Source organism: Actinoplanes aureus (genome assembly GCF_015704865.1).
GTDB lineage: Bacteria > Actinomycetota > Actinomycetes > Mycobacteriales > Micromonosporaceae > Actinoplanes > Actinoplanes aureus.
The window spans coordinates 222,394-233,766 of the sequence record NZ_JADQTO010000001.1 but is presented as its reverse complement, the minus strand read 5'-3'; the positions used below and the strand labels follow the sequence as shown (position 1 = coordinate 233,766).

Here is an 11,373-nt window from a genome sequence, read left to right as displayed (position 1 = left end):
GCATGACGCTCACCGGAAAGACCGCCATCGTCACCGGAGGTTCCCGGGGCATCGGCCGGGCAGTGGTCCAGCGGTTCGCCGCCGACGGGGCGCGGGTGGTGTTCACCTACCGCGACAACAAGGCGGCCGCCGAGGACCTCGCCGCCGAGCTCGGCAACGCCGTCGCGGTCCAGTGTGACCAGTCGGACCCCGGCAATCTGCCCGCCCTGTTCGACACCGTCCGGGACGGTTTCGACATCCTGGTCAACAACGCGGCGATCAGCGGCTCGAAACCGATCGCCGAGCTGACCGCCGAGGACTTCGACCGGGTGATGACGATCAACGCGAAGTTCCCGCTGCTGGCCATCCGCGCGGCGATCCCGCTGCTCCGTGACGGTGGCCGGATCATCAACCTGTCCACACTGAACACCGTCGTACCCGGGCCCGGCCTCGCCCTCTACTGCGCGAGCAAGGCCGCCGTCGAGCAGTTCACCGCGGTCGCGGCCCGCGAGCTGGGCGGCCGCGGCATCACGGTCAACACCGTCTCGCCCGGCGCCACCGACACCGACATGCTGCGCGGTGAGAACCCGCCGGAGGCCCTGGCCCGGGCTGCCTCTTTCACCGCCCTCCAACGGCTCGGAGAGCCGGCCGACGTGGCCGCGGTGATCGCCTTCCTGGCCGGCCCGGACGCCGCCTGGGTGACCGGCCAGAACATCCGCGCCTCCGGCGGCCTGCTCGTCTGAGCTACAGCACGAACGCGTCCGTCCAGAGTTGGCGTGAGCGGCCGGAGAGTGCCTCCATGAGACCCACGGCCTGGCTGTCGGTCAGGCCGGCCACGAAGTCGATCACCGCCCGGCCACGGCCCCGGCTGATCCGGTCCGGGGTGTCGGCGGGCAGCTCCTCCTCGGCGAGCTCGACCAGGTCGCGCAGGCGGCGCGGCAGCCGTTGCGCCTCGTCCGGGTCGGTCAGCCAGGCCAGCAGCGCCTCCACCAGCGAGGCCAGAAGCCGGGCCTGCCCGCGCTGGTGCAGCGCCAGATCGGGGCGTTCCAGCACGAACCGGTTCTGCACGAACTTGAGGATCTGCACCTCGTGCCACTGCGCCCGGGCCAGCTGGACGTGGCCGCTGCGCACCGCGGGCTGGTCGATCATCTCGATCGACCAGACCAGGCGCCGGGTCCAGTTCGCCGAGAACGCGGCCACCCGGGCCTCGGCCTCCAGCGAACCGTCGAACGGCCGGGCCAGCAGCCCGTCCACCAGCTCGGCCCGGACCAGTTCGACCGCGTCGGCGAAGGCCTCGTCGTCGGCGATCCAGCCGTCCTTGCGGTGCAGTTGCCGGCGCAGCGACTCGATCGCGCCGCCGGCCCGGTTCACGTCGGTCTCGGACCGCCAGCGCTGCCAGGCCATCAGCTCGGCGGCGACCGCGCCCTGCTGAAGGACGCCGACCCGGTGCACGTCCTCCAGGTCGTGGATGGCGTACGCGATGTCGTCGGCGGTGTCCATCACCGACGCCTCGACGGTCTGCTGCCAGTCGGCGACCCGCCCGGCGAACGGCGCCCGCGCCGCCCGCATGTCCCCGACCTCCGTCGAGTACGCACCGAACTTGAGCGAACCGCCATCCGGGTCGTCCGGGACGGCGGCGGCACCACGCGGCGCCGGATCCATGAACCGCGGGTGCGGGTCCGGGTGGTTACGCCTGGTCCACGGGTACTTCAGGATCGCCGCCCGGGTGGCGCTGGTCAGGTTGAGCCCGATCGTCGCCTGCCCACGGATCTCGGTGCTGGTGACGATCCGGTACGACTGGGCGTTCCCCTCGAACCCGTCGCGCAGCCGGAGCCGGGCACGGGCCAGCCGGTCCAGCACCCGCTCGCCGAGATGCCCGAACGGCGGGTGCCCCAGGTCGTGCGCGAGCGCGGCCGCTTCCACCACGTCCGGGTCGCAACCGCCCAGCTTCTCCGCCAGATCCGGCTGGTCCCGCTGGAGCCGCTCGGCGATCGCCCGGCCGACCTGGGCGACCTTGAGGCTGTGGGTGAGCCGGTTGTGCACCAGCAGACCGGCCCCGCCCGGGCTGATCACCTGGGTGACCCCGGCCAGCCGGGCCAGGAAGGGCGAGCTGACGATCCGGTCCCGGTCCACGCGGAACGGGCTCGACGCTAGGTCACCGGGCGCGACCAGACTGTCGCCGAAGAGCCGCTGGGCACGTGGATCATCCATCCCCGGAGGTTATCGCGGCCGGTGTCATACCCGTCACTTGCTGAGGGGAGGCTGAGGCGGGAGCTGGCAGGGGACGGGTTCTCCCGGTCAGACTGGGCGCATGGCGAAGCGTGCACGTACCCGTACAGTCATGGCTCTGGCCCTGGGCGCCGCGGCGGTCTGGGCCGTCCGCGACCTACCCGCGCAGCTCGGCGCGCGGGCGCGCGGCAGCCGCCGCGCCCGGATCGAGGCCTCGCCGCAGTTCTCCGAGGGCAAGTTCCGCAACACCGTCCCGGCCAGCCAGGTCACCGTGGCCTCGGTGCCACGCCTGGCCGCCGCCGCGGCCACCGGCCGCGATGCCCGGCGCCCGCACCAGCCGGTCCCCGTGGTCAGCCCGGCCGCCGGCGCCGACCCGCAGGGCCTGCACGTCACCTGGTACGGGCACTCCTCCGCGCTGGTCGAGATCGAGGGCCGGCGGATCCTGCTCGACCCGGTCTGGAGCGATCGCTGCTCCCCGTCCCGGCTGACCGGCCCGCGCCGGCTGCACGAGCCGCCGATTCCGCTGCGCGAGCTGCCCTCGCTGGACGCCGTGGTGATCTCCCACGACCACTACGACCACCTGGACATGGTCACCATCCAGAACCTGGTGGACCTGCAGGCCGCGCCGTTCCTGGTGCCGCTCGGGGTGGGTGCGCACCTGGAGCGCTGGGGTGTCCCGGCGACCCGCATCATCGAGCTGGACTGGCACGAGAAGGCCAAGGTGGCCGGCGTGGAGTTCGTCGCCACCCCGGCCCGGCACTTCTCCGGACGCGGGTTCAGCCGGGACGAGACGCTCTGGGCCAGCTGGGTGATCAACGGGCCGACCCGGAAGGCCTTCTACTCGGGTGACACCGGCTACTTCCCGGGCTTCGCCGAGATCGGCGCGGAGTACGGGCCGTTCGACGTCACGCTGGTGCAGGTGGGTGCGTACGGCGACCAGTGGCCGGACATCCACATGTTCCCGGAGGACGGCGTCGCGGTGCACGTGGACGTACACGGTGGGCTGATGATCCCGGTGCACTGGGCGACGTTCAACCTGGCCCTGCACGACTGGGCCGAGCCGGCCGACCGCACCTGGCGGGAGGCGAAGGCACGGGACGTGCGGCTGGCCATCCCGCGTCCCGGTGAGCGGGTGGACGTGGACAACCCGCCCGCGGTCGACGGCTGGTGGCAGCAGATCGCCTAGCGGATCGCAACCGGCGGCCCGCGGTGGATCGCACCACGGGCCGCGCGGCGAGCCGGGTCAGCCGGCCAGTTCGAAGCCGGCGATCAACAGGCCGACGATCACGGCCGTCACGCCGGCGGCTAATCGGACGGTGTGCGACCAGGCCAGCTTCCGGCCGGTACGCATTGAATAGCGCGCCGATCGCGCCTCCCGCCACGCCGCGTTGGGCCGGTAGGCGACGACGATCAGCCCGCCCGTGGCGAGCAGAGCACCTAGATACATGTGAACCCCCTGGAGTCGAACGGTGACAGCCAGTTTGGGTGCGCATCCCGCCACAATCCAGAGGATTCATGGGCGAATAGGGTGCTCCGCGGCATGGACGGCGACGAACCTTACTGTCGCCTTTCAGTCACTCGAATCGTTCGACCGATCGCGGGACGCGGGTGCCCCTGCCCCGCCCTCGCCGTCGTGGATCCACACCCGGTGGTGAGTTGTTCCCTGTGCGCCGTCACCTGTGCGGTGTGCTGGGCATGCGATGTGATCGGGGAATCGAACCCCCGCGCCGCCCGCAGCGCGCCAAAGAAATGAACCGTGTTGACCCGCGGCTCCCGGGTTGGTGCACGCCTCCACGCCGGCTACCCACTCCGCATCCCGCGACCGGTCAGTCCAGAAGGTCCGCCTCCCAGTTGGTCCGCTGAATCAGCGTGTCCACCTCACGAAGCTCCCGCGCCAGCTCATCAGCCTGCGCCCGCAACTCGGCCACCGGCAACGCGGCGATCATCCGCAGCTCGGAGCGCAACTGCCGATACCCGTGCTGGCCCTCCCCCGCCGCAGCGCTCGCGGCCGCCGTGACCAGCCCGTGCCGCAGCCGGAGCACGTCGCGGCGCGCCAGCGCGTCGGTCAGCGTGCCACCGCCGTCCACCGTCACCGTGGCATTGGTCCGGTTGATCCGGCGAATCAGCGACTCCAGCTCGCCAAGCACGTCACCCGCCTCATCGAGCAGGTCACCCGCCTCCTCAGCCGGCGTCTCACCCTCCTGGTAGCGCGCGTTCGCGGTGATGCGCGCCCGCAGCTGATCGGCGCGCCGCGCCTTCTCAGCGCGCAGCGCGAGAGCCTCAGCAAGCTTCATCCCGCAAGTATCCGGCGATTCGATCATCACGCCCACCGATATTCGGTACGCGATATCGACGGTCCCCGCTCGTCCCGCGCGAGCTATACAGACTTCGTGGTCGAGGTCTGCTCGCCGGTCACTCTCCTTCATCGGTACGGGTGACCGGTGTCTCGCCGAAGCCGTCCCGTGCCGCCCTGCCCGCGCGAGCCCGGCTTTCCGTCCCGGCCGCAGCGCGACCGCCGGGAAACACCAGTCCGTCGCGCTGCGGGGGCAGGGCGGCGCGGGGCGGCCACAGGAGGCGGTGACAGCCATCAGCCGTGGACGGCCGTAACCGGCAGGTGATGCTGTTTCCCGGCGGTCGCGGTGGGGCGGTGAGTGAAAGGCGGGCTCGCGCCGGGAGAGCGGGGACGGGTCGGCTTCGGCGGGACGCCGGTTACGCGTACCCCGAAGAAGCTGGACCAAAGCCTGGAGTGGGAGGTTGTCGCTTCGGCTATTCGGTGGGGGGCGTGTCGCTCGTGCCGTTCGATGCCGGCACGCAGATCTGGACCGCGGCCGGGACCACCGACGCGGTGAATTTCTTGGTCTTGGCGCGGGCTCCGCCGTCGAGTTCGTAGACGAGCTTGGACTCGAGCTTGACGTCGACGCGGCGGGCTCGGGTGGTGCGGACGAAGGGCGAACGATCGGACCGGCCGACCGCCATCGTGCCGAGGGCGCGGGCCCACTGGAGGGCGCCCTGCGCGGTGGCCACGCCGACGTCGAGCCAGCCGTCGTCGGGCTCGGCGTCGTCGAAGGCCCGGATGCCGCCGGTGATCGTGCCGACGTTGCCGATCAGTACGCAGCTGGCCTCGTCGTCGAACCAGCGGGTGCCGTCCACGTCGATCGTCGCACGCGGTGCCTCGCCGTTGACGTGGCGGATGCCGGCCCAGACGTACGCGAGCTTGCCGAGCCGGTCCTTGAGGTCGCCGTCCGCGTCCTTGATCATCGCACCGTCGAAGCCGACGCCGGCCATCACCGCGAAGTGCTCGCCGGCGAGCCGGCCGAGGTCGTAGCGGCGGCGTTCGCCGTGGAACGCGATGTCGACGGCCCGTTCCAGGTCGGTCGGGATGCCGAGGTTGCCGGCGAGCAGGTTGCCGGTGCCGGCCGGGATGATCGCGACCGGGATCTTGCTGCCGCCCTTCTCCCGGGCGAGTACGTCGAGGCTGCGCTGGACCAGACCGTCGCCGCCCCACACGACCAGCAGGTCGACGCCGGCCTCGATGGCCTCGCGGACCTTCTTCGGTGCTTTGCGGCTCTTCGGCACCTCGAACCAGAGCAGTTCCTTGACGTCCTGGCCGGTGATGCGGCGGCGCAGTTCATCGAGTCCGCCACCGAGCGTCTTCCGCTGGTGGGCAACGACGGCGATCGTGCGGGGGGTACGCATATCGCCGCCGTTACCCCATCCGGAAAATTTTGAATCAGCGGAATCCGAAGCGGCTGCGCTTCTTGCGGCCGAACAGGGTCTGAGCGGTGTCGGCGCCCTGACGCAGCAGCCGGCTGAACCGGTTCGCGCCACGGCGGCGTTCGATGCGCTCGCTGAGAGCGCGCGCACCGGCGGCGCCGAGCGGGACAAGGACGGCGGTAAGGATCATCTTGCGAGCCAAGTTCCAAATCATGAGTACCTGAGTACCCAGGATTCAAGATCAGCTCACCGTGTCCCGCATACGTTGTTCGGCGGCGGCGCTGCGAATCACCATGAGCCGCAGTTCCAGCTCGTCGGCGACGATCGAGGCGAGGTGCTCGAGTGCCTTGAGCTGGCGCGCGTTGGCCTCCCGGGGCCGGCTGTCGATCACGTTGACGGTGCCGAGGCGGTATCCGTCGTGGGTGCGGATCGGCGCGGCGGCGTAGAAGCGCAACCCCAGCTCGCCGCGGACCAGCGGATGTTCGAGCGTGCGCGGGTCGACGGCGGCGTTGTTGATCACGTACACGTCGTCCTGGGCGATCACCGAGGCGCACAGGCCGGGCTCCTTGCCGACCTCGCGCACGCCGGACAGGCCCTGGCAGGCGGCCAGCCAGACCCGGTCCTGCTCGACCAGGGACACCGTCGCGATCGGAGTGTCGAAAATCGCGCCGGCCACGAAGGCGATCCGGTCGTATGCGTCCTCGACCGGCTGGTCCACCAACCGGTAGCGGCGTACCGCGGCGAGCCGGGCCTGCTCCTGCGGACCGACGTTGTCCAGGTATTCGTATGCGTTCGACGACACAGTCATGGACGCCAGCCTATTTGCTGGAAGACGAAAATGAGTCGCACACCGAGTCAGTCGTCGCGGGCGCGTACCCGCACCTTGGTGATGGCTCGGCCGGTCACCTCGACCACCTCGGCGGTGAACTCGGGCAGCAGCACCGACTCGCCCGGCTCGGTGGGAATGTGCCCGAGCGCGGCGAGCACCATCCCGGCGACCGTGGTGTAGTCGCCGTCCTCCGCCAGGTCACCGTGGAAGCCGACGTCCGGCAGGTCGTGGATCGGGAACGAGCCGGGCATCAGCAGGGCGCCGTCGGCTTCGCGTACGGTCGCCGCGACGTCCCGGTCCGTCTCGTCGTAGATCTCCCCCACGATCTCCTCGACGAGGTCCTCGATCGTGACGATGCCGTCGATGGCACCGCGCTCGTCGACGATCAGGGCGAGCGGCTGGCGCTCGCCCCGCAGCTGCTTGAGCGCGTCCGAGACCCGGAGCGTCTCCGGCAGGAAGAGCCCCGGCCGGGCCACCTCGTCCACCGCTCCGTCCGCCCCGACCAGATCACGCAGGTGCACCACGCCGATCACGTCGTCCAGACCGGCCGGGCCGATCACCGGGGCCCGGGAGTGCCCACCCTCGATCAGCGTCCGCAGCGCGTCCGCCGCCGGGCTGCCGCTGGCCAGGGTGAGTACGTCCCGCCGGGGCACCAGGATCTCCCGCAGGATCCGGTCGGCGATCTCGAAGGCGCCGGAGATGATCTCGCGTTGCTCGGCGGAGAACTCCTGCTGGGCCGCCACCATGTCGCGGATCTCCTCGGTGGTGACCTCGTCGCGCTGGGCGTGCGGGTCCACGCCGGCCAGGCGTACCACCCCGTCGGTCACCCGGCCGAGCAGCCACACCGCGGGCCGGGAGAAGGTGGCGATCACGTCCAGTGGCCGGGCCATCAACAGCGCCCACCCCTCGGCGCGCTGCATGGCGATCCGTTTCGGGGCCAGCTCACCGAGGACCAGGGTGACGAAGGTGAGCACGATGGTGAGCAGCACGGTGGAGACCGGCTGGGCGGCCGAACCGAGGGCGCTCAGGTGCTTCTCCAGCGGCTCGGAGAACGACTTGGCGACGACCGCGGAGGCCAGGAAGCCGGCGAGCGTGATGCCGATCTGGATCGTGGCGAGAAAGCGGTTCGAGTCGCGGCTCAGGCGGGCCAGCACCTGGCCGCCGCGGGACTCGCGCTCCAGACGGTGCAGCTGGCTTTCCCGGAGCGAGATCACCGCCATCTCGCTACCCGTGAAGACGGCGTTGACCAGGGTCAGCACCAGCACAAGCAGGACTGGACCGACAAAGCCATCCATTCGTACGCCCTTCGGACTTTTTGATCATGCCGGACCACGGTAGCGAGCGGGACGGGCACACACCCGGCACTGCGCCGGATCAGAACCGGGCGAAGGACCGCACCGGCATCCGCGGGCCGAACTTCGGCGCGCCGAGACCGCCGAGGGCGAACAGATCGCAGACCCGTCCCCGATGTCCACGGAAGGGTTCGAGCAGTTCGAGCATCCGCTCGTCGGTACCGCGGGCCTCACCGGCCAGCGCCCACGCCACGGTGTTCGGGATGTGGAAGTCGCCGACACTCACCGCGTCGGGGTCGCCGTAGGCGTACCGGACCGTCTCGGCGGCGGTCCACGGGCCGATGCCGGGCAACGCCGTCATCCGGGCCGTCGCCTCCGGCGAGTCCGCGCACCTCTCCAGCCGCTCCGCGACCTGCGCCGCCCGCAGTAGTGCCTGGGTGCGGCGCTGCTCGACACCGAAGGGATGGAACGTCCAGTAGGGCGTGGCCGCCACCGCGGCCGGATCCGGCGGCAGCATCAGCTCCACCGGGCCCGGGGCGGGCTCGCCGAAGTGCCGGCAGATCGCCCGGTAGGACCGGTGCGCCTCCTTGCCGGTGACCTTCTGCTCCAGGATCGCCCGGAGCAGGCGCGGGAAGAGGCGGCCGGTGGCGGGTAGGCGTACCCCGGAAAAGGTCTTGGCCAGGCGCCCGACCAGCGGATGCCGCATGGCCAGCGGGAGAAAGTCGCTCAGATCGTCGCGCAGCCCGGCGATCGCGTCCGCGCGATCGGTGATCCATCGCGCGCCCGGCCCATGGCCGGTCGCGATCAGATCCCCGCCGGCGCGGGCCAGGTGCAGAGTGGCCGGACCATCCGGGGTACGCGCGGCGAGCCAGAAGTCGCCGTCGCGCCAGAGCCCGCAGGGGTCGTGCTTGGGCACCAGCAGCGGCCGCACCGAGGCGCCGAACTGATACCGCTCCGGCGGTGTCAGGCGGCGGATCACCTCGGACGTCACCGGAGAACTATGACACCGCGGCCCGGCTCAGGAACAGGCCGATGGCCCTGACCGTGCTCCTGGGTCAGGGCCATCGGGCGGTGACCGGACACCCGAGAAAGGTCCGGTCACCCGGTACGGAGCCTGCCCGGTGGTGGCCGGGCAGCTGCCGCATCACTCGTCCAGCAGGGGGAGGGACGGTCGCCGGTACCGAAGGGGGGCCCGGACCGGGCTGGGAGCGCCCGGTCCGGTTCGGCACCGGCGAAGCGGCAGTTGCTCCGCGTTCGTTGTCTTACGCCGGCTGGGTCAGCGGACGCGGACCCGGACCGAGTCGAAGGCCGGCGTCTGGTTGGCGCGCTCCATCATCGGGATCCGGTGCGAACCGTCACCCGCCCACGAGGAGCACTGGAAGGTGCCGCGCTCCGGCAGACCGGGCACCTGGATGGCGACCGTGTCCGGCTGGGCGCTGCCGCGGCTGTCCTCGGTCGCGACGAAGAACGCCGGGACCGGAGCCGGGTCGGGAGCCTGGCTGCGGCTGTTCAGAATGCGGCAGGCGGAGTGGAAGTGACCACGCACCAGGCCGTTCTGCAGAACGCTGCTCTCCACGTAGTAGCCGCCCTGGCCGGCCGCGAGGAACCGGTCACGGATCAGGTTGCGGGTGCTGACCTGGATCGTGAAGGGCTGGTTCACCCGCACCTGGGCCGGAGCCTGGGTGATCAGCAGCGTCGGGTTGTTGGCGGCGGCGCCGACCTCACCGAACTCGGTGGAGACGCAGCGGTCGCCACGCTGGAAACCGTCGTGCGGCGTCAGGTTGCTGGTGTCGCAGCTGTTGGTCAGGATGCCGAGGCCGGCACCGGGCGGCGGGGTGGTCTGGCCCGGGTCGGGCTGGTCCTGGTCGCCGCCCTGGTCGCCGCCCTGGTTCTGGTCGCCACCCTGGTTCTGGTCGCCACCCTGGTCGCCGCCCTGGTTCTGGTCGTCCTCGGCGGGCGGGGCGGACGCGCCGGGGTTCTCGGCCGGAGCGCTGGGGTCCTCCGCCGGAGCGGACGGGTCCCCGGCCGGCGCGGACGGGTCCTCGGCCGGCGCCGACGGCGGGGTGCTGCCGTTGTTGCCGCCGTTGTTGTTACCGCCGTTGTTGCCGCGGCCCCGGCGAGCGTTGGTGGTGGCCTCGTCCGTGGCCTCCTCGTTGGCGACGTTGTTCATCACCCACTCCCGGCAACGGGCCCGCACTTCGGCGCTGGTCGCCACATCGCCGGCGCCGTCGTCCGCGTGCTGGGTGACCTGGCCGTTGTTCGTGGTCCACGTGCCCCGCCGAGTCTCGGTGGACAACCGGGACTGGTTCGGGGCGGCCAGGTCGTCACAGGCTGCCAAGGCCCGCTTCGTGGTGCGGTCAGTGCTGGCATTCGAGACCTGGGTCACGGTCACGATGCCGCCGAACGCGACAAGCGTGGCCGCGACGGCGATGATGCGGCGCCGACCGCTGAACCACGTCGGGGAACTGGCGCGCCGGTACTTTGACCTTCGCATGGGTGACACCTTTCTTGGTCGCCGTGGGCGAGTGATACCTACCGCGCGCGGAAGATGCGCATGGTCGTGACAACCCCGACCACCAGCGCGGCGGCGAGGACGATGAGGATGACGGTGTTGCTGAGGCCCGGCACGCTGCCGCCCTCGGTGGCCGCGACGAGCATCTGGTTGTCGACCGGAACCGGGCCCTGTCCGGCCGCGGCCTTCGGCGCGGGCGCGGTGGGCAACGCGGCGTAGTCGACGATGCCGCTGCTCTCCAGCAGGGTCATGTGCGTCATGACGAACTGGTTGGTGTGCTGGGCCAGCTTGCGGACCGTGTCGTTGCGGGTGGTGGCCCGGATCGTGCCGATCGCCGGGAAGATGTTGCCGTGCGCGGCGCGGAGCCGGTCGATGAAGATCTGGTCGAGTTGCTCCGTGGTCGGCGCGTTGCGCATCTCGCTCAGCCAGAACTGCTGATCGCCGTTGGGCTGGTTCGGCAGGCTGATGCCGAGCTTCTTGGCGGCCGCGCGGGTCAGGTTGTCAAGCGACACGTGCTGCTTGGCGATCTCCTGACCGATCTTGACGACCTTCGGGTTCTCCGACTTCTCGGCGACGATGTTGCCGGCGGGAACCTCCCAGAGGCCGGCGAGCCGGACCTTGATGACGAAGTCACGGTCGGACGCGGTGAGCGTGCCGGTTCCCTTGTCGGTGAGTCCGGTGTTCGGCGGCACGGGCACTGCGTCTTCGGCGTGAGCGACCCCGGCCGGCGTCACCATGAACGCCAGGGAAAGTGCCAGGGTGGCGACCAGCCATCGGGGGATACGGCGGGCCTTCATCTTTTCCTCGAACCTCCAATG

Annotated in this window: 12 protein-coding genes; 2 read left to right on the top strand and 10 right to left on the bottom strand. The window is 70.9% G+C overall.

The features are described from left to right. Window positions 1-2 precede the first annotated feature (2 nt). Complete coding sequence (locus I4J89_RS01085; protein ID WP_196411879.1) at window positions 3-722, top strand: SDR family NAD(P)-dependent oxidoreductase; 720 nt, start codon at window positions 3-5, stop codon at window positions 720-722. A gap of 1 nt (window position 723) precedes the next feature. Here I4J89_RS01085 and I4J89_RS01080 read toward each other — a convergent pair whose 3' ends face one another. Next, entirely contained in the window at window positions 724-2,190 is a 1,467-nt protein-coding gene (locus tag I4J89_RS01080) for a deoxyguanosinetriphosphate triphosphohydrolase family protein (RefSeq protein ID WP_196411878.1), read from the bottom strand. 100 nt (window positions 2,191-2,290) lie between these two features. On the opposite strand from I4J89_RS01080, the gene I4J89_RS01075 reads away from it, so the two are divergent. Then, a complete protein-coding gene (locus I4J89_RS01075) occupies window positions 2,291-3,394 on the top strand; it encodes an MBL fold metallo-hydrolase (RefSeq protein WP_196411877.1) in 1,104 nt (367 codons plus the stop codon). 57 nt (window positions 3,395-3,451) lie between these two features. Here I4J89_RS01075 and I4J89_RS01070 read toward each other — a convergent pair whose 3' ends face one another. The 9 genes from I4J89_RS01070 to I4J89_RS01030 form a co-directional block, all read right to left on the bottom strand. After that, on the bottom strand, window positions 3,452-3,655 hold the full coding sequence (locus I4J89_RS01070; protein WP_196411876.1) for a hypothetical protein: 204 nt from the start codon (window positions 3,653-3,655) through the stop codon (window positions 3,452-3,454). Window positions 3,656-4,034: 379 nt separating this feature from the next. Beyond that, window positions 4,035-4,502, bottom strand: a complete 468-nt coding sequence (locus I4J89_RS01065) for a DIP1984 family protein (protein WP_196412219.1) — start codon at window positions 4,500-4,502, stop codon at window positions 4,035-4,037. A 472-nt stretch (window positions 4,503-4,974) separates the two neighbouring features. Continuing rightward, complete coding sequence (locus I4J89_RS01060) at window positions 4,975-5,904, bottom strand: diacylglycerol/lipid kinase family protein (RefSeq protein ID WP_196411875.1); 930 nt, start codon at window positions 5,902-5,904, stop codon at window positions 4,975-4,977. Between the two features lie 34 nt (window positions 5,905-5,938). Next, the gene (locus I4J89_RS01055) at window positions 5,939-6,112 is read right to left on the bottom strand and encodes a hypothetical protein (RefSeq protein ID WP_230858155.1); all 174 of its coding nucleotides are present in this window, start codon (window positions 6,110-6,112) and stop codon (window positions 5,939-5,941) included. Between the two features lie 51 nt (window positions 6,113-6,163). Continuing rightward, entirely contained in the window at window positions 6,164-6,730 is a 567-nt protein-coding gene (locus I4J89_RS01050; protein ID WP_196411873.1) for a GAF domain-containing protein, read from the bottom strand. Window positions 6,731-6,777: 47 nt separating this feature from the next. Next, window positions 6,778-8,046, bottom strand: coding sequence for a hemolysin family protein (locus I4J89_RS01045; protein WP_196411872.1), 1,269 nt, complete (start codon window positions 8,044-8,046; stop codon window positions 6,778-6,780). A 79-nt stretch (window positions 8,047-8,125) separates the two neighbouring features. Then, window positions 8,126-9,034 carry a DNA-3-methyladenine glycosylase family protein gene (locus I4J89_RS01040; protein ID WP_196411871.1) on the bottom strand — a complete coding sequence of 303 codons (909 nt, stop codon included), beginning with the start codon at window positions 9,032-9,034 and terminating at the stop codon, window positions 8,126-8,128. Window positions 9,035-9,319: 285 nt separating this feature from the next. Beyond that, window positions 9,320-10,537: a Pecanex-like protein 1 gene (locus tag I4J89_RS01035; RefSeq protein ID WP_196411870.1), complete on the bottom strand. Its 1,218-nt coding sequence runs from the start codon at window positions 10,535-10,537 to the stop codon at window positions 9,320-9,322. A gap of 38 nt (window positions 10,538-10,575) precedes the next feature. Then, a complete protein-coding gene (locus I4J89_RS01030) occupies window positions 10,576-11,352 on the bottom strand; it encodes a DUF4142 domain-containing protein (protein WP_196411869.1) in 777 nt (258 codons plus the stop codon). Between the last annotated feature and the right edge of the window lie 21 nt (window positions 11,353-11,373).